The organism is Rhizobium rhizogenes NBRC 13257, from assembly GCF_000696095.1.
GTDB lineage: Bacteria > Pseudomonadota > Alphaproteobacteria > Rhizobiales > Rhizobiaceae > Rhizobium > Rhizobium rhizogenes.
In genome coordinates this window covers 111,137-129,266 of sequence record NZ_BAYX01000008.1, presented here as the reverse complement: position 1 = coordinate 129,266, position 18,130 = coordinate 111,137, and the positions used below count along the sequence as shown (strand labels likewise).

At 61.8% G+C, this 18,130-nt stretch carries 19 protein-coding genes and 1 riboswitch; of the genes, 5 read left to right on the top strand and 14 right to left on the bottom strand.

All coding sequences use genetic code 11. The features are described from left to right. The first annotated feature begins 6 nt into the window (after positions 1 to 6). Genes RRH01S_RS19290 through RRH01S_RS19280 form a run of 3 tightly spaced genes read left to right on the top strand, consistent with a single transcriptional unit; the run spans position 7 to position 3,231 of the window. Positions 7 to 960: an ABC transporter permease gene (locus RRH01S_RS19290; protein WP_012650789.1), complete on the top strand. Its 954-nt coding sequence runs from the start codon at positions 7 to 9 to the stop codon at positions 958 to 960. Then, on the top strand, positions 957 to 1,814 hold the full coding sequence (locus RRH01S_RS19285) for an ABC transporter permease (RefSeq protein WP_012650788.1): 858 nt from the start codon (positions 957 to 959) through the stop codon (positions 1,812 to 1,814). Before RRH01S_RS19290 ends, RRH01S_RS19285 begins: the two co-directional genes overlap by 4 nt. A 25-nt stretch (positions 1,815 to 1,839) precedes the next feature. Further along, positions 1,840 to 3,231 (top strand): amidase, encoded by a 1,392-nt coding sequence (locus tag RRH01S_RS19280; RefSeq protein WP_042473748.1) that lies wholly within the window; start codon positions 1,840 to 1,842, stop codon positions 3,229 to 3,231. Positions 3,232 to 3,239: 8 nt separating this feature from the next. Here RRH01S_RS19280 and RRH01S_RS19275 read toward each other — a convergent pair whose 3' ends face one another. From RRH01S_RS19275 to RRH01S_RS19260, 4 genes are all read right to left on the bottom strand, one after another. Further along, the gene (locus tag RRH01S_RS19275; RefSeq protein WP_007701795.1) at positions 3,240 to 3,479 is read right to left on the bottom strand and encodes a hypothetical protein; all 240 of its coding nucleotides are present in this window, start codon (positions 3,477 to 3,479) and stop codon (positions 3,240 to 3,242) included. 77 nt (positions 3,480 to 3,556) lie between these two features. After that, positions 3,557 to 4,411, bottom strand: coding sequence for a C40 family peptidase (locus RRH01S_RS19270; RefSeq protein ID WP_042473745.1), 855 nt, complete (start codon positions 4,409 to 4,411; stop codon positions 3,557 to 3,559). Between the two features lie 11 nt (positions 4,412 to 4,422). Beyond that, a complete protein-coding gene (locus RRH01S_RS19265; RefSeq protein ID WP_007701799.1) occupies positions 4,423 to 4,773 on the bottom strand; it encodes a MarR family transcriptional regulator in 351 nt (116 codons plus the stop codon). Between the two features lie 315 nt (positions 4,774 to 5,088). Next, positions 5,089 to 6,480, bottom strand: a complete 1,392-nt coding sequence (locus tag RRH01S_RS19260; RefSeq protein ID WP_007701802.1) for a leucyl aminopeptidase — start codon at positions 6,478 to 6,480, stop codon at positions 5,089 to 5,091. A 147-nt stretch (positions 6,481 to 6,627) separates the two neighbouring features. Here RRH01S_RS19260 and RRH01S_RS19255 point away from each other — a divergent pair, with 147 nt between their 5' ends. Then, positions 6,628 to 7,455, top strand: coding sequence for a tetratricopeptide repeat protein (locus RRH01S_RS19255; RefSeq protein ID WP_012650784.1), 828 nt, complete (start codon positions 6,628 to 6,630; stop codon positions 7,453 to 7,455). A gap of 4 nt (positions 7,456 to 7,459) precedes the next feature. Here RRH01S_RS19255 and RRH01S_RS19250 read toward each other — a convergent pair whose 3' ends face one another. From RRH01S_RS19250 to RRH01S_RS19205, 10 genes are all read right to left on the bottom strand, one after another. Beyond that, a complete protein-coding gene (locus RRH01S_RS19250) occupies positions 7,460 to 8,104 on the bottom strand; it encodes a LysE family translocator (RefSeq protein WP_034519948.1) in 645 nt (214 codons plus the stop codon). A 22-nt stretch (positions 8,105 to 8,126) separates the two neighbouring features. Beyond that, positions 8,127 to 8,209: riboswitch (ZMP/ZTP riboswitch) on the bottom strand. Positions 8,210 to 8,247: 38 nt separating this feature from the next. Next, a complete protein-coding gene (locus RRH01S_RS19245; protein ID WP_012650782.1) occupies positions 8,248 to 9,225 on the bottom strand; it encodes a type II secretion system F family protein in 978 nt (325 codons plus the stop codon). Positions 9,226 to 9,246: 21 nt separating this feature from the next. Next, complete coding sequence (locus RRH01S_RS19240) at positions 9,247 to 10,254, bottom strand: type II secretion system F family protein (protein WP_012650781.1); 1,008 nt, start codon at positions 10,252 to 10,254, stop codon at positions 9,247 to 9,249. A 10-nt stretch (positions 10,255 to 10,264) separates the two neighbouring features. After that, positions 10,265 to 11,746: a TadA family conjugal transfer-associated ATPase gene (locus tag RRH01S_RS19235; RefSeq protein WP_007701812.1), complete on the bottom strand. Its 1,482-nt coding sequence runs from the start codon at positions 11,744 to 11,746 to the stop codon at positions 10,265 to 10,267. 82 nt (positions 11,747 to 11,828) lie between these two features. After that, positions 11,829 to 13,100: a CpaE/TadZ family protein gene (locus RRH01S_RS19230; RefSeq protein WP_012650779.1), complete on the bottom strand. Its 1,272-nt coding sequence runs from the start codon at positions 13,098 to 13,100 to the stop codon at positions 11,829 to 11,831. 37 nt (positions 13,101 to 13,137) lie between these two features. Further along, the gene (locus RRH01S_RS19225; RefSeq protein ID WP_042473739.1) at positions 13,138 to 13,845 is read right to left on the bottom strand and encodes a CpaD family pilus assembly protein; all 708 of its coding nucleotides are present in this window, start codon (positions 13,843 to 13,845) and stop codon (positions 13,138 to 13,140) included. Between the two features lie 53 nt (positions 13,846 to 13,898). Continuing rightward, the gene (locus RRH01S_RS19220; RefSeq protein ID WP_034519940.1) at positions 13,899 to 15,398 is read right to left on the bottom strand and encodes a type II and III secretion system protein family protein; all 1,500 of its coding nucleotides are present in this window, start codon (positions 15,396 to 15,398) and stop codon (positions 13,899 to 13,901) included. A 14-nt stretch (positions 15,399 to 15,412) separates the two neighbouring features. Next, entirely contained in the window at positions 15,413 to 16,225 is an 813-nt protein-coding gene (gene cpaB, locus RRH01S_RS19215; RefSeq protein WP_042473735.1) for a Flp pilus assembly protein CpaB, read from the bottom strand. Between the two features lie 165 nt (positions 16,226 to 16,390). After that, positions 16,391 to 16,903 (bottom strand): A24 family peptidase, encoded by a 513-nt coding sequence (locus RRH01S_RS19210; protein ID WP_042473730.1) that lies wholly within the window; start codon positions 16,901 to 16,903, stop codon positions 16,391 to 16,393. 91 nt (positions 16,904 to 16,994) lie between these two features. Further along, on the bottom strand, positions 16,995 to 17,186 hold the full coding sequence (locus tag RRH01S_RS19205) for a Flp family type IVb pilin (RefSeq protein ID WP_042473727.1): 192 nt from the start codon (positions 17,184 to 17,186) through the stop codon (positions 16,995 to 16,997). A gap of 404 nt (positions 17,187 to 17,590) precedes the next feature. On the opposite strand from RRH01S_RS19205, the gene RRH01S_RS19200 reads away from it, so the two are divergent. Continuing rightward, positions 17,591 to 18,010 (top strand): pilus assembly protein N-terminal domain-containing protein, encoded by a 420-nt coding sequence (locus RRH01S_RS19200; RefSeq protein ID WP_012650773.1) that lies wholly within the window; start codon positions 17,591 to 17,593, stop codon positions 18,008 to 18,010. The last annotated feature ends 120 nt before the right edge of the window (positions 18,011 to 18,130 follow it).

Sequence of the window (18,130 nt, the reverse complement as noted above, 5' to 3'; positions counted from 1 at the left end):
CATGCAATGATCGTACTTCTCACCCGCCGGATCATGGGCCTTTTCCTGACCCTGATCGCCGTTTCGCTGCTGCTTTTCGCGGTGATGGCCCTGCTGCCGGGCGATCCTGCCGCCATCACACTCGGCACATCGGCAACGCCGGAAACGCTCGCGGCGCTCAGGCATGAGATGGGCCTCGACCAGTCGTTGATCCTCCGCTACGGTCAGTGGCTCGGCGGCGCGCTGACCGGCGATCTCGGCATGTCCTATACCTATGGCGTTCCCGTCGCCGGCCTGATCCTCGAACGGCTGGCCGTGACGTTGCCGCTCGCCATCCTCGCCATCCTACTTTCCATCCTGATCGCGGTGCCACTCGGCGTTGCCGCCGCCGCCAAACGCGGAGGCGTCTTCGACATCATCGCCACGCTGTTTTCGCAGATGAGCATCGCCGTGCCCGGCTTCTGGGTGGGGCTGTTGCTGATCCTGTTGTTCGCCACCTCGCTCGGCTGGATGCCGGCCGTCGGCTTTCCCGGCTGGGGCAATGGCCTGTGGCCGGCGCTCAAGGCACTGATCATGCCGGCCGTGGCGCTGGCCCTGCCGCAGGCGGGCGTCTTGACCCGCGTCACCCGGTCGGCCGTACTCGACACGCTGCATGAGGATTTTGCCCGCACCGCTGTCGCCAAGGGGCTGTCGCGTAATGCGGTGCTCTGGGGGCATGTCGTGCCCAATGCGCTGATGCCGGTAATGACCATTCTCGGCCTGCAATTCACCTTTCTCGTCGCCGGCGCGGTGCTGATCGAGAACGTCTTCAACCTGCCGGGCCTCGGACGGCTCGCCTATCAGGCTCTTAGCCAGCGCGATGTCATCGTCCTTCAGGATGTCGTGCTGTTCTTCGCCGGGCTGGTCATCGTCGTCAATTTCCTGGTCGATCTCTCCTATCTGGTCATCGACCCCAGGCTTCGCAGCGGAGGGGCGCGATGACCATGGCCGAAACCGCCTCCCCTCGCCGCTTTCGTTTTCGCGCGCTCCGCCGCGCCAATCTGATCATCGGCGCGATCATCATCCTCGCGCTTGTCGGCGTCGCCGTTCTATCGCTCTTCTGGACGCCGTTGCCGCCGGCGAAAATGCAGATCATTCACAAGCTGCAGCCGCCGCTCGGCTTCGGTCTTCTCGGCACCGATCAGCTCGGCCGGGACGTGCTGTCGATGCTGATGGCCGGCTGCTGGAATTCGCTGTCGATCTCGGTGTCGGCGGTGGCGATCGGCGGCACGATCGGCACGATGATCGGCGTTGCCGCCGCCGCGCAGCGCGGTCTGTTCGAGGCGCTGGTCATGCGCGCCTGCGATGTCATCTTCGCGCTGCCGCCGATCCTGTCTGCAATGATCCTCGGGGCGTTTCTCGGCACCGGACGCCTGACCGCCATCATCGCCATCGCCACCTTCATGGTTCCGGTCTTTGCCCGCGTGGCGCTGAGTTCGGCGTTGCAAGCCTGGAGCCGTGACTATGTGATGGCGGCGCGCGCCATCGGCAACACGCCCTTCTCGATCACCATGCGGCATGTCCTGCCGAATATTTTGAGCGGCATCATCGTGCAGGCGACGATCCAGCTCGGCCTGGCGATCCTGACCGAAGCGGGCCTGAGCTTCCTCGGCCTCGGCGTGCCGCCGCCGGCGCCAACCTGGGGGCGGATGCTGGCGGATGCGCAGACCTATCTCGGGCTGGCGCCCTGGCTTGCCATCCTGCCGGGCCTGGCGATCGCGCTTTCCGTCCTCGGCTTCAACATGCTTGGCGACGGCCTGCGCGATCTTCTCGATCCGCGCGAAGCCCGCCGCTGACTTCAGACCACGAAGAGTATCGACCATGACCGAAACGACCGATCTTTCCATCCGCCAGCTCCTTGAGAAGTTTTCCGCAAAGAGCCTTTCGCCGAGCGAATACTGGCTGGCGCTGGAAACGCATATCGCGGCCTGGGAGCCGACCATTGCCGCTCTCTACGCCTATGACCCGGAAGACGCGCGCAAGCAGGCAGCCGCCTCCACCGAGCGCTGGGCAAAAGGCACACCGCTCGGGCCGCTGGATGGCATTCCGGTGACACTCAAGGAACTGATCGCGACCAAGGGCCAGCCGGTGCCGCTCGGTACGGCTGCTGTCGAACTCGTTTCCGCCACAGAGGACGCGCCGATCGCGGCGCGGATGCGTGAGGACGGCGCGGTGATCTTCGCCAAGACCACTTGTCCCGATTACGGCATGCTCTCCTCCGGCCTTTCCAGCTTCCACAAGCTCAGCCGCAACCCCTGGGATCCCTCGCAGAACCCCGGCGGCTCCAGCGCCGGCGCTTCGGCTGCGGCCGCTGCCGGCTACGGCCCGCTGCATATCGGCACGGATATCGGCGGCTCGGTGCGGCTGCCGGCCGGCTGGACCGGCATTTTCGGCTTCAAACCGAGCCATGGCCGCATTCCAGTTGACCCTTATTATGTCGGCCGCTGCGCCGGGCCGATGACCCGCACGGTCGAGGACGCCGCCTATTCCATGGCGACGCTGTCGCGTCCCGACTGGCGCGACGGCACCAGCCTGCCGCCAAACGACTTCGACTGGATGGATCTCGATATTGACGTGCGCGGGCTGAAGATCGGCCTGATGCTCGACGCCGGCTGCGGCCTGCCTGTCGACGACGACGTGCGCGATGCCGTTGTTGCCGCCGCCAAACGTTTCGAAGAGGCAGGCGCCATCATCATCGACGTCGCGCCGGTGCTGACGCGGCAGATGCTCGACGGGCTGGATGTCTTCTGGCGGGCGCGTTTCTGGGGCGATATCGTCAATCTGAGCGAAGAGCGCCGCGAGATGATCCTGCCCTATATTCACAGCTGGGCGAAAGGGGGCGCCGATGTCAGCGGCGTCGATGCCGTGCGTGGCTTCAACCAGACGATCGAGATGCGAAAGAGCTGCGGCAAGCTCTTCACTCAGGTCGACGCGGTGCTGTCGCCGACCAATCCGATCGTCTCCTATCCGGCCGAATGGGCCTCGCCCACCAACGATCCGGCCCTGCCCTTCGAGCATATCGGCTTCACCGTTCCCTGGAACATGTCGGAACAGCCGGCCTCCTCGATCAATTGCGGCTTCTCCCGCTCCGGCATGCCGATCGGCCTGCAGATCGTCGGACCGCGTTTTGGCGACATGCTGGTTCTGAAACTCTCGAAAGCCTTCGAGACCTGGTCGGGCGGTATGACGAACTGGCCGAAAGCACCGGGCTAAGATCGGCGCTACAGCGTCGCTGCACCCTTTTCCTCGACATCGGCGCCGAGATCCTGAAGCGCCTTTTCGATCACACGCAGATCGTCCTGAAGGCCGTCGTCGGCGCTCATCGTGCTTTCGCTGCCGGCACGCTGAATGCCGCGCGCTTCGCTCTGCAGCTCGAGCAGCCGGTCGATCTTGCGGCTGCGCCTAAGATGGCTGTCGCCGAGAATATCCCTGATCGACTGTTCCATCGCGGTAATCGGCATGATGCTTCTCCTCTCGAACAAAACGATGTTCAATCGAGAGAATAACGGTCCAGATCAGCGACGGTTCCGATCAGCGCTCAATCACCGAGGCGGCGATAGCCAGTCGGATACTCATAAAGCCAGCCAATGCGCTCGACGGCGGTGGCAAAATTCTCGCGTGCGACGGTCATGGTGTGGCCGTTGGCATGGATGATGGTTTCGGCGTCTTCCATCACCGCCGCGTGGCCTTTCCAGAAGACAAAATCGCCGCGCTTCAGTTCTTCGCGAGCGATCGACTCGCCAAGCCCTGCCGCCTGCATGTCGGAATCGCGCGGCGCGGCGCGGCCCGTCATCAGGAGCGCAAGCTGGATCAGGCTGGAGCAGTCAACACCAAGGCCAGAGCGGCCGCCCCAGAGATAGGGCGTTTCCATGAATTTCGCGGCGACATCCACATAGTCGCCGCCGTCATTATAGCCGATCGGCTGCACATGCTTGGCGAAAATGGCGGTGCCATCTTCCAGCACAACGTAATGATTGCCGCGCGCCTCGGCCGTGCCGGTGACACGAACACGACTGCCCATAGAGAGCACGCCGGTATAGGGCTTGCGTAGTTCCGGCTCCGGATAAAGGAAAGTCCGCTGCGGAACGACGATATGGGTCGGTGCGACCAGCCCCTCCTTGATCGTATCTTCGGGCAGATAGCCGACATAGCCGTCCGACACCGCCTTGACCCAGGCCCAACCGTCCTTGCGCTCGAAAACCGTGACATCCTCGCCAAGCAAAAGTTCCGTATCGATGCCGCGTGCCAGATCTGGCTGCGGACGAAGCGCGACGACGGGGACGACCACCTGCGCTCTCGCACCCTCGACGAAACGCTCGGCCTCGACCCGGCCCCGGAGAGAGGCTTCGGCAAGATCCGGCCGGTAGGCATTGAGGCGATGGTCGAGCGTCATGACGATGGTTCCTAGACTGATAGTTTGCGGCCTTGCGCGATGACGAGATCACCGAGCTTTTCGAGATAGAGCGCGCCGGTTACCGTGCGCTTGATGATGACATTGCGACGATCGCGGTCGTCGCGCACGCGGTCGACCAGCCCCATCTCGCCCATGGTATCGAGCGCACGCGTAATGACCGGCTTGGTAACGCCGAGCGTCGCGGCAAGCCCGCGCACGGTGTGCGGCGGCGGCACGAGATAGATCTGTAGGAGAATTGTTGTCTGCCGCAGGGTCAAATCATGGTCCTCGCGGCGCACTTGTTCGAGCGCCACGCCATGCCAGAGGCCGAGAGCCTGCGAGGCAGAGAGTTCAAGCGGCAAAGGCAACCCCGGAGATCGTTACGCTACCGTTTCAGTTTCTGCCAAGATCGTGGCGGATTCAAGGGGTGATTTATTCCAACCCTTCGCCCCGCTCCTGAGCTTGTCGAGGGGGTGGGAGGAAGATGGCTGCGGTGGCCTCCTCGTGGTTCGAGGCCCTGTCACCTACGCTAACGCTACGGTAACAACGCACCTCACCATGAGGTGGAGCGAATCTCGTGACCAGGCGAGAAGAGCAGCCCTCATGGTGAGGTGCGAAAGTCCGCAGGACCGTAGCCTCGAACCACGAGGGCGAATGAGAGGGTGGCGGGTCAGACCCTACCGCACGCTCTCCCGAATATGATGATACAGCGCCCGGATCGCCTGCGCCTCGCCGCCGCCCGGGGAATGGGGACGCTCGTTCTGGGCCCAGCCATAGATGTCGAAATGCACCCAGCTCGGGGTTTTCGTCACGAAGCGGCGCAGGAACAGCGCTGCCGTGATCGAGCCGGCCATGCCGCCGGAGGGGGCGTTGGTGATATCGGCGAATTTGGCGCGAATATCCTTGTCGTAGCCATTGTACAGCGGCAGGCGCCAGAGCGGATCGTCGGTCTCGAGGCTCGCTTCGGTGAGGTCGCGGGCGAGATCGTTGTCGTCTGTGAAGAAGGGCGGCAGGTCGGGGCCGAGCGCGACGCGAGCAGCGCCCGTCAGCGTCGCCATATCGATCATCAGGTCCGGCGCGTCTTCGTCGGCATAGGCGAGCGCATCGGCGAGGATCAGCCGGCCTTCGGCATCGGTATTGTCGATCTGCACCGTCAATCCTTTGCGGCTCCGGTAGATGTCGCCGGGGCGAAAGGCATTGGCGGAAATCGAGTTTTCGACGACCGGAACAATGACGCGCAGGTCGACCTTCAGCTTCGCGTCCATGATCATCAGCGCCAGACCCATGACATTGGCGGCACCGCCCATGTCCTTCTTCATCAGCAGCATCGAGGAGGCCGGCTTGATGTCGAGGCCGCCCGTATCGAAGCACACACCCTTGCCGACCAGCGTGATGCGGCGATGGCCCTTCTTGCCCCAGCGCAGCTCCAACAGACGCGGCGCATCGGCGCTGGCACGTCCCACAGTGTGCACCAGTGGAAAATTCTCCTTCAGGAGATCGTCGCCGATGATGACGGACATTTCCGCCTTGTAATGCTCGGCCAAGGCCCGGAAGGCGGCTTCGAGCTGTTCCGGCCCCATGTCGTTTGTCGGTGTGTTGATGAGATCGCGCGCAAGGAAGACGCCGGCGAGCTGCCGCTTGATATCGGCGGCATCGGCGTCGCGCGGGATCATCAGTGTCGGTCCGGCAGCCTTTTCCGACTTGTAGCGGTCGAAGCGGTAGCTGCCGAGGCCGAAGCCGAGCGAGAGCCGGTTTGCCGTCAGCGGCGCGGTCTCGATATGCCACTCGCCGGCCGGCAGCGATCGCGCCAGTTTGCCAGTGAGAAAAGGCTGTTCCGAGGGGTTGGAGCCAAGGCCGAACAGCGCGCCGCCGAGATGGCCCTCGGCCGTCGGGATCAGCAAGAGAGAGCCGCTTTCCGCCTTGTAGCCCGCCTTGTGCGCCCAATCGAGCGCGATCGGATCGATGGTACCGGTGTCGATATGGGCCGGGGTAACGGCAAAGATCGGCAGCGTCGCGCCACCCTTCGAATTGAACGGCGTCGCGCGCTCGATGTACTGATAGGGGGCCATGACTATCCTTTGGCGGTCATTTCAGGGAATCGTTGGTTAACTGTCTGTTAGGGTTAACAGATTATTGCTGGAGCGAACATTGCGTCAAACCTTTCCCTGTTCCGATTTGAGGCCAGACGCAGGACTCTGACATTCAGGGATAGGGACATGTCCGCCGCCTCCACCACGTCTTTGCTCAAGACTTTCCTTTTCCGTGGCGCATCGGCAGCCCTTCTGGCGCTAGCGCTGGCGGGCTGCTCGACGACGGGCAAGGACAAGATGACGACCGGATCGATCCCGACGGTGTCGAAGCCGATCGACCAGATGGACAGTGCCGACCTCGCTCGGGCAACCCTTACCCTCGGCAAGGCCTACGACACCAATCCGAAGGACCGCGACACCGGCGTCAACTACGCCAATGTGCTGCGCATGACCGGCCGCAACGAACAGGCGCTCGCCGTCATGCAACAGGTGGCGATCAACCATCCAAGCGACCGCGGCGTGCTGGCCGCCTACGGCAAGGCCCAGGCGGCAGCCGGTCAGTTGCAGGAAGCGCTTGCGACCATCGACCGCGCGCAGCTGCCGGATCGGCCGGATTGGCGGCTGGTCTCGGCCGAAGGCGCGATCCTCGACCAGCTCGGCCGCTCGAACGAGGCCCGCGGCAAATATCGCGACGCCCTCGTGCTCGCCCCGAACGAGTCGTCCATCCTTTCCAATCTCGGAATGTCCTATGTGCTGACCGGTGACCTGAAGACCGCCGAGAGCTATCTTCGCTCCGCCGCCGGCCAGCAGGCGGCCGATAGCCGCGTGCGCCAGAACCTCGCCCTCGTCGTCGGCCTGCAGGGCCGCTTCCCCGAGGCCGAGCAGATCGCCCGTCAGGAGCTGACACAGCAACAGGCCGACGCCAATGTGGCCTATCTGCGCGGGATGCTGACGCAGCAGAATTCCTGGCAGAAACTCGCGGCCAGCGACAGCGCCAAGAAGGCGGTCAACTAGGCCCTCAGCGCCAGATATGCCGCGGCAGACCCTCGCTCACCAGCCGGGCGCCGAGAGCACCTATGACGGCACCCGCTACCCTGTCGATCCAGAGCTTTGATCCCAAATAAAGCGCGCGCGGGCGGTTTGACGAGAAGGCAAGCGTCACCACCGTGTACCAGCCCGCCTCGATCACAAAGACCGCCGGCGGCAGTGCGAGCAGCAGCCAGAGAGGGGGCTGCGCCGGGAGAAGGGCCGCAAAGATACTGCCATAGAAGATCGCGGTCTTCGGATTGCTGAGCTGCGTGCCGAGCGCAAACCAGTAATTGCGCGCGACGCTCGCTCCGGCGGGCGATGCCGGCGCGTCGAGGGCGAGATCCTGCGCTGCGCCGCGCCAGATGCGGATGCCGATATAGATCAGATAGAGGCCGCCGGCGATCTTCAGGGCAAGATACAGCCATTCGACCTGCATCAGCAGCGCGCTCAGGCCGAACAGGGCCAGGGTCGCGAAGATGACACTGCCGGTTCCCATGCCGAAGGCAGCAGCCAGCCCCGCCTGACGCGAGCGGGAAACGGCAATGCGAGACACAAGGACGAAACTCGGTCCGGGACTGACCGCGCCGATAAGGACGGCTGCGATGACGGTGAAAAAGATGGCGAAGGACGACATGCTGCAACTCCCGTTTCAGTTAGAAATTTGCCCAGGCAAGCGGCGCTGTCTTTCCCACGCTCCTCGATGGTCGTCCATCTTACCTTGCCAGTTGCGCGGAATCGAAAGTTAAACGCTCTCGATGTCGTCAGCAAGTTCCCTCGTCAGAACTTATCCATCACCTGGATGATCGCCGGGCCGAGGATGACGGCCATGAGGACGGGCAGGAAGAAGACGATCATCGGCACGGTCAGTTTCGGCGGTAGGGCGGCGGCCTTCTTTTCCGCCTCGTTCATGCGCTCGTCGCGGCCTTCCTGCGCCATTACACGCAGCGCCTGTGAAACGGGCGTACCATAGCGCTCCGCCTGGATCAGGGCCTGCGTCACCGACTTGACGATTTCGATCTGGGTGCGGGCGGCGAGATTGTCGAAGGCTGTGCGGCGATCCTGCAGGAATGAGAGCTCCGCCGTGGTCAACACCATTTCCTCGGCAAGTGCCGGCGATTGCTCCGCCATTTCCTCGGAGACGCGGCGCATGCCGGCCTCGATGGAAATGCCCGATTCCACGCAGATCAGCATCAGGTCGAGCGCATCCGGCCAGGCGCGCTTGATGGATTTCTGCCGCTTGGTTACGCGGTTGGAAATATAGATATTCGGTGAGTAGAAGCCCAGATAAGCGGTGCCGATGACGCCGAGAAGGCGGAATGCGAAGGGCTTGGCGGCGAAATAGCCGAGGCCGAAAACCAGGAAGACGGCGACGGCCAGGAACAGAAAGGGCAGCAGGAAGCGCGCCACCAGGAACATGTTCAGCGCGTTTTCCGAGCGCAGGCCGGCGGCGCGCAGGCGATTGACGGTGTTGGTATCCACCAGCGCGTTACGGAGATTGAAGCGCTCGACGATCTGGCGGACGTTCTTGTTATTCTGGCTGCGCAGAGACGCCTTACTGCCGTCCGTGTTCAGCCGGGCACGTTCGCGGGCGCGGATCTGCTCGCGCTCGGTGGAGACCGCCTTCATGCGCTTGTTGAGATCGCCACGCTCGAGGAAGGGCACGGCAATCGTGTAGAATGTGGCAAAGACCGCAATCGCCACGAAAACGGCGAGGATCATGCCGGGGTCGGTCAACTTGGCGGCAATATCGGCCATGGGCTGTGTCTTTCCTTCCGATCAAATATCGAAATTGACCATTTGGCGCATGATGATGACGCCGAATGCCATCCAGATGCCGGCAAGCAACATAATCAGATGGCCGCGCGGGTCGGTAAACAGGATCATCATGTATTGCGGCGAGGTCAGGTAAACGAGCAGCATGACGATGAAGGGCAGCGCGCCAATGATGACGGCCGATGCCTTGGCTTCCATCGACAGCGCCACCACCTTCGCCTTCATTTTCTTGCGCTCGCGCAGCACCTTGGCGAGGTTGCCCAGCGCTTCGGAGAGATTGCCGCCCGCCTGTGCTTGGATGGCGATGACGATCGAGAAAAAGTTCACCTCCTGCAGCGGCATGTGATTGTTCATGCGCGCACAGGCATCGGTCATGCTGAGGCCGACCTGCTGTGTTTCGACGACCCTGCGGAACTCGGTCCTGACCGGCTCGCGCGCTTCGCTTGCCACAAGGCGCACCGCGTCGTTGAGCGGCAGGCCGGAGCGGATCGAGCGGGTGATGAGATCGAGCGCATTCGGAAACTCCTCCAGAAACTTGTTCTGCCGGCGCTTGATGAGGAAACCGACAACCCAGCGCGGCAAGCCGAAGGCTGCGGCGAATGGCAGGCCGGCGATGACGGCGAGCGGCGCGCCGAAAAGGAAGGCAACGACCATGACGAAAAGGCCGAACAGGACGCTGAAGACATAGAAACGGGCCGGTGTCAGCGACAGGCCGGCCTGCACGAGGCGCGCCTTCAGCGACTGCTTCTTCTTCGTATTCTCGACCTGGCGCTTCTCCAGATCCTTGAGTGTGTCCTGCACCGATTTGCGGCGCTTCGACATTTCCTGCACGCGGTCGCGCGCCACCTTGACCTTGGTGCGATCACTCTCGGCCGCCTTGACCCGGCTAACCCGGCTGTCCGTCTTTTTCTGCGCCTCGATCTGGGAGTAAAGGACGCCGTAGCAGACCGCCGCCGCCGAAACGGCTGCGAGCACGACAATCAAAAGCACGACCGGATCGACACCGAACATCGGGAAAGTCCTATTTCGAGTTGTTTTCCATCTCGTCGAGGGCCGCCGCCAGGCGCTTTTCCTCGTTGTAATAGCGGGCGCGATCCCAGAAATGCGGCTTGCCGACGCCGGTCGACATGTGCCGGCCAATGATGCGGCCATTGGCGTCCTCGCCTTCCATCTCGTAGCGCATCAGGTCCTGGGTGATGATCACGTCCCCTTCCATGCCGATCACCTCGGTGATCTGGGTGATGCGGCGCGAACCGTCACGCAGGCGGGCTGCCTGGACGATCACGTCGACGGAGGTGGAGATGATCTCGCGGACCGTCTTTGCCGGTAGGCTGTAGCCGCCCATGGCGATCATCGATTCGATACGGCTGAGGCATTCGCGCGGCGTGTTGGCGTGGAGCGTGCCCATGGAGCCGTCATGACCGGTGTTCATCGCCTGCAACAGGTCGAAGACCTCCGGTCCGCGCACTTCGCCGACGATGATGCGTTCGGGACGCATACGCAGGCAGTTCTTGACGAGGTCGCGCATGGTGATCTCGCCCTCGCCCTCGATGTTCGGCGGGCGGGTTTCGAGACGGACGACGTGCGGCTGCTGCAGCTGCAGTTCGGCCGTGTCCTCGCAGGTAATGACGCGCTCATGGCGGTCGATGTAGTTGGTGAGACAATTCAGCAGCGTTGTCTTGCCCGAGCCGGTACCACCGGAGATGACGATATTGCAGCGAACGCGGCCGATGATCTGCAGAAGCGTCGCGCCCTCCGGCGTGATGGCGCCGAAGCGGACAAGCTGGTCGAGCGTCAGCTTGTCTTTCTTGAATTTACGAATGGTGAGCACCGGGCCATCGATCGACAGCGGCGGCGCGATGACGTTGACGCGCGATCCGTCCGGCAGGCGGGCGTCGCAGATCGGGCTCGATTCATCGACGCGGCGGCCGACCTGGCTGACGATACGCTGGCAGATGGACAGAAGCTGGGCATTGTCGCGGAAACGGATCTCCGATTCGATGGTCTTTCCGCCGACTTCGATGAAGGTCTGGCCGGCGCCGTTGACCATGATATCGGCGATGTCGTCGCGGGCGAGCAACGGCTCCAGCGGGCCGTAGCCAAGCACATCGTTGCAGATATCCTCGAGCAGTTCCTCCTGCTCGGAAATCGACATCGCGAAGTTCTTGATCGTGATGATGTCGTTGACGATATCGCGGATTTCCTCGCGCGCGGCCTCGGCATCGAGCTTGGAGAGCTGCGAGAGGTCGATCGTATCGATCAGTGCGGCAAAGACCTGCGACTTGGTGTCGTAATATTCCTCGGTGCGAACAGGCCGGCGGCGTGTCGGCGTCTGCATCGAGGGCGGCGGCACCTGCTGGCGCTGCGGCGAGGCCTCGCGCGCCGGCTCGACCAGTATGGTCGATGTCGCGGGCGGCGCGGCGGATGGAGCGCGCGCGGGCGCCGGCGGAGGGGCTATGCCGCCGCTCTTTGCAGGACCTTCATTTCCGCGTCTGCCAAACATGCCGTCGATCCAATTCTACGCTTGAGCATGATCCCGAAAAATGCGAGCCGCCTTTCCAATCCGATCATGCGAAATCAAACAATTACTTCCGTTTCAGGAGGCCGAGCAGGCCGCCTTTCTTTGCCTTCTTGAGCGCGACGCGCCCGGTGACGATGTGCGATATCTGCGAGAAGGTTTCGGCGATCGGCGACTTCGGATCAGTTTCCGAAATCATCCGGCCGCTATTGGCCGCGTTGCCGAACAGGTTGATGTCGAAGGGAATGATGGCGATCGGGTCGGTCTCCAGCGGCTCGCAGAATTCCGAGGGGCCGATTTCCGGTCGCTTCGGCATGCCGACCTGATTGAGGATGAGATGCGGCGCCTTGTCGTTGGGACGCAGCTTGCGTAGCGCATCCAGCATGTTCTTGGCGTTGCGCAGATTGGCAAGGTCCGGCACCGCGCAGATCACCACCTCGTCGACGGAGGAGAGCACGGAGCGCGTCCATTCGGTCCAAAGATGCGGCATGTCGAGGACAGTCACCGGCGCGCTGCGCTGCAGGACGTCGAGCACTGGCTGAAAAGCCTGGCCCTCGAAATCATAGGCGCGATCGAGCATGGAGGGAGCCGCGAGCAGCGACAGGTGCTGCGAGCATTTGGTCAGCAGGCGGTCGAGGAAAACCTCGTCGAGACGCTCCGGCGCAAAGACGGCCTCGGCGATACCCTGGGCCGGGTCCTGGTCGAAATCGATATTGGCGGTGCCGTAGGGCAGATCGAGATCGGCGAGAATGGTCTCGACCGAGAACAGGTTGGAGATGCCGAAGGCGCAATTATGGGCGATGGTGGACGCCCCTACCCCGCCCTTGGCGCCGATGAAGGCGACGCTGCGGCCAATCGGCTCGGCGTCGGGATCGACGAAAATCGCCGCCATCGCCGCCATGATGTCGGTCATCGTCACGGGCTGGACGATATATTCGGAAATGCCGTTGCGGATAAGCTCGCGATAAAGGCTGATATCATTATGATGGCCGACGATCACCACCTTGGTGGTCGGATCGCAGACGGCAGCGAGCGGCGCGAGCTCAGCCAGGAGGTTCTGCGGATTGGCGCGGGTTTCCAGGATGATCAGATTGGGCGTCGGCGCCGAGGCGAACATGTTCGCCGCCGCCGCCGTGCTGCCGCCGGTGATCCTGAGATTGACCTTGGACATGCGCCGGTCGTTGGCACATCGGTCCATGACCTGGTGCAGCTGCTCGCTCTCGCAGAAGGCATGCACGGAAATGCGCGGCAACGGCCGCATATTCTCGATATCGCCCGTGCGCGGCGCATCCTCGGCGTCCGCCGCGGTCGGCCTGATATCGTAATCGATGGCGCTCATGACTTTATCCTGTTCCGGCGACGGCTGGCTCTCATGTTCAGAAACTGCTGACTGACGCGGTGCTGGTTGCGGTGGAGCCGCTGCGATAGGCGTCGATCACCTTGCTGCGCTGGTCGGCATCGATCGGCGTCATGGCACGCGGCGCGATGAGGTCGGTCGGATTGGCGACCTGTGCGGCGAGGTTGTTCTGGGTGGCGCAGCCGAAATTATAGTAATTCTGATTGTCGAAGGCATTGTCAGCGAGATCCGCAGGCCATTGGCCGCAGGCATTGGTGACCGCCGCCGTAGCCATGAAGCGGAGGCGGATCGGGGCGGCATCGCCGGGACCGCCGGCCGGATAATAATTGTCGGCGATGCGCGCCGACGGGATGCCGCTCGCCACCAGTTCCTGGCGGATCTGCCGGCGCAGGGCGGAGGCCGCCGCCGAATTCGCCGATTCCCGCGGGGTCATGATTTCCACCGTGCCGGTGGCATGCGCGCGATAATCCTGGACGAAGCCGCGCACGGTATCGCGCATGCCGGAGGTCAAGCGGCGATCGCTGACCGAAACGGGAATGTCGACGCGGTGTTCCTTGTCCGTCAACACGATCGGATGGCGCTGACGATAGTCGTCGGTGATGGCGCTGGTGGTCATGCCATCCCTGGAGCCTGCGCAACCGCTGACGGCGGTGGCCATTACAATCATGGCAAGCGCTGCAAACCGCGGCCCGCCGGTGCGGGGCGCATTACGATCGAGGCTGGCCATCGTTTGGTCTCTCGTTGATCCGGTTGAAAAGGGGTGCGTCACTATCGTTCCCCTCACTTGTAGATGAAACCGACCGTGCCGTGGAAATCGGCATCGGCGACCGGCGGCGCATCCTTGCGGCCGTAGATCTTGTTGACACGGTTCATAAAAAAGACGCCGGCATCGTTGGTCGGCGAGAAATTGTCATCCGGACGGGCGATCTGATTGCGCGCCACCGGCCGTACGAGATAGGGCGTCGCGATGATCACCAGCTCGCTCTCGTCGCGCTGAAAGGTCTTCTGGCGGAACAGCGCGCCGAGGATCGGGATCTTCGAAGCGCCGGGCGTTCCGGTGGTGGACTGCTGCACATTGTCGCTCAAAAGGCCGGCAAGAGCGATCGAGCCGCCGGACGGCAGTTCGACCGAGGTATCGGCCGCACGCCGATTATAGGTCGCAGCGCCCGTAGTGCCGGTCGGCTCGGAGACCTGAGTCTGGACATGCAGGCTGATGCGGCCGGCGGAGAGAACGACGGGGGTGAAGGCAAGGCTGATGCCGTAAGTATATGGAGTGATCGTCACGTTGCCGTCGCTGTCGATGACGGAATAGAGCGTCTGGCCGCCGGAATTGAAGGTCGCCGCCTGGCCTGAGATCGCCGTCAGCGTCGGTTCCGCAAGCGTGCGTACAGCGCCCGCCTGTTCCATGGCATTGAGATAGCTGCTGACATTGTATTTGCCGAGCGCGGTCTTGAACAAAGCGCTGAGGCCGCCATTGCCCGTGGCAGCGGTCGAATCGCTGCTGATATTACCGAGCTGCGCGACAGTGAGGCCGGAGGAATTGCTGACGAGATTGTCGAAGCCGATCTGCTTCAGCACGCTGCGCTTTACCTCGGCGACGGTGACCTTGAGCGTCACCTGATCCTCGCCCTCGATCTGCAGAAGATTGACGATCTGCGAAGTCTGTCGTCCCTCGGCGAAGAGAGCGACCGAACTGTCGCCACCGGTGCCACTGGCGGTTTCGGTGCGGGTCGTGGCCTCGCCACCCTTGAGGAATGCCCCGGCCAATTGCTGGGCGCGGGACGAATCCTGTGGCGTGCGTACCGAGCCGGTCAGGACGATATTGTCGGAGACGATCTCAACATTGATGTCGGAGTCCGGGATGAAGCGCTTGAGATTGGCCTGCAGCCCGGAAATATCGCGCTCGATCTGCAGGTCGAGGCTGACGATCTCCTGGCCGTTGGCACCGAAGACGAAGATATTCGTCTGTCCGACCGTCTTGCCGAAGAGATAGATGCGACGCGAGGTGCGCGTAACCGCATCCGCCATCTTGGGATCGGACACGAGAATATCATGGGCATCCGCCGGCAGGTCCACCACCAACGCCTTGTTGAGCCCGAGCTTCAACGTGCGCTTGGTGTTCAGGCCGGAAATCGTGACGATGCTGTCGGCACCGTCGGCCTTGGCAACCGCAGTCCGCAGAAAGACAGGCGCTTCGGCAATAGGAAGACCGGCAAAGGCGACCGAGAAGGAGAGCGCCGCCAGGAGGGGAAGGCCGGTTATCTGGCTGATTTTCAACATGGTCCCGCCCCTTCTCATTGTGTCTTGGCCGCGGCTGTGCCGTTGGCGATGATGGCACCCGACTTGATGACCTGAACGACGGCCCCGCCATTGTCGCCGGAGAGCAAGTAATCGGCGGCCGTCGTATCCGGCTGTTGCGCGTCGGCGACCGAGCGCAGCGCCAGTGTCAGCCGGTCGGCCATCTGCTGGGCGACCGCAAGCACCTTCGTCTGGTCCGGCGTCAGCTCCAGCGTTGCGGTAGTGCCGACCACGGCCTTGCTGCCGTCCTGTTTTTCCTCGATCTGCTGATCGACGGCCAGGATGCGGACATTGCTGAGCACGGTCTCGGTCACGAATTTCTGGGTGTCGCCCTTACGCACCATGATCACGTCGACGCGGTCATTGGGCAAAATGAAACCGCCGGCGCCGGTGGCGACCGAGATTTCTGTGGCAACGGCGCGCTTGCCCGAGGGCAGCAGCGAGGACAGAATGCGACTGCTGGCGTCGGCGACCTTTTCCTCGCGGATCGGCTCGCCTTCGAAGATCGGCAGGCGGACGACCGCGCCGTTCAAGTCCTTCAGCGCATCGGGACGATCGGCTTGGGTGATGAGACCCTTAACCACACCACTCTGCGGCCAGGCCATCCAATGGATCGATTTGTCATTGAGGCGCGATCCCACGGGAAGATTGGCGTCGGCAACGAGGACATTGACCGTCGCTTCCTTCTCCACCACCGTCGCGACCCGCTGCACGACATTGCGCGAGCCGGCCAGATGCATCGCCAGCAGTCCGGCAAGCCCTGCCGCGACGACTGCTACTGCGAGTATCATTATGCGAGCGGGTTTCATTGGTCATTCCTTGGGGAATACGATTCTTCGCCCCGCAGAATGCTCAGTAATTGGTGTAATTATGGTTAATGGTGTCTTACATCTACTATTGTTTCACTATAAATATTTAAGCAATACAATATATAAAGATACACCGCGCTAATCAAATACTTAGTGTTTTCTAATTTAGAGAATATGCGATGTGGCCGCGACCACCAGCGGCGACGAAGGGAAAGCCAGAAAGCCACCAATGGCGATGGCAATGCCATAGGGGATCTTCTTGGCGATCAGCAGCGAGTTCGGCAGCGGCAGACCCATGGCCATGATGGTGCTCGACTGCGAGCGTATCATCAGAATAGCGATCGTCACCGCCCCGCCAATAAAGGCGACATAGACGAGGAAGGCCAGAAGCGAAGGATCGAAACCGAACCAGATCGCCGATGCTGCCAGCAGCTTGGCATCGCCGCCACCCATGACATTCAGGGCAAAAAGCGCGAAGCACGCACAGAAAACGACAGTCGCGCCGGCGACATGCATGCCGATCTCCGGCAGCGCCAGGCCGGCGAGCGGCGCAAGCACGATGAAAGCACCGAGCAGGATGAGCGACACCCGGTTCGGGATCGTCATGGTCAAAAGATCGGAGACGGCGGCAACCGACAGGCAGAGCGGGAAGATCAGCAATGTCGCGGCTTCAAGCATTAAAAATACTCCGACTCGAACTATAAATGTCAAAAACCGCTCATAATACTGAGCGGTTTCCGAGAAAGCCTGGTTACTACACCCAAAGCAATTATTTGGTGCCGACGCCGCTCGAAGAAGTATTCATCTGATCGGAGATCTTATTGAATGTAGAGCTGAGCGTGTTGCCCAGCGTCGTTGCGCCAGCAATGATGGCAACCGAGATCAGGGCAGCGATCAGGCCGTATTCAATGGCGGTCGCGCCGGATTCGTCTTTCAGGAAACGCGAAAAAAGCTTGGTCATAATTTAACTCCACTCACTTTGTTGACAGCACGTCCGCCAACTGTGCCGTTGATCGGATGAGTTGAACCGTAGCGGTTGGCCGTTTCCATCGCTTTAAGGAAGTGGGTTAATAGATCGCCAATTCCACAGCACAAATAGACTAGTTAATATAAATTCAGGTCTTTCCGGGCATTTTTAAAGAAAATCTTCAGACACAACGAAAAGTTTAGAAGTTAATATATTAGCGCCATGTACTTCCTGTGCCGGAATATTGCATGCTTGACACGGGAATCCCGAAATGAGCGCTAAAACGGTCATGCCTGCCTCATAATAGCAGCAATGACTGCACTCTTAATTGTTCATTCACCCTTCTTTCTCATTCTAATCAGGAATTGTTTCCGCCATCGTTTTCATGAGGCCAGACCATGCCAATCCGCGGCAGAACCGCATTTCTTGCCGGCGTCGCCGCCATGGCAGGCCTGATGCCGCAGCTTTCGCGCGCCGCCGATGACGGCATGCTGCGTGTCTATATGGATCACGCGCGCGTGCTGAAGCTCGATCGCCCCGTCAGCAAAGTTATCGTCGGCAATGCGCAGGTCGCCGACGCGACCGTGGCGGACCCGAAGACGATCGTGCTCACCGGCCGCAGTTTCGGCACCACGAACATCGTCCTGCTCGATGCCGACGGCAACGCCATCGTCGATGAACGTATCCTGGTCTCGATCGACGAGGGCAATACGGTGCGCGTCTTCCGCCAGACCAACCGTTCCGTGCTATCCTGCACGCCCAATTGCGAGCAGCATGCCCAGCAAAACAACAACGCTGCGGCCGCCACCAGCCAGTAAGGCCGGCATCTCGCGTCCATTTTCATTCAATTATACTGTATAAGCCAAGACTTTTCTGAATAATGTGCGCTTCCTCTAAATATGGAGGGAGAAGAGAAACGGATTGTCAAGGAAGCCACC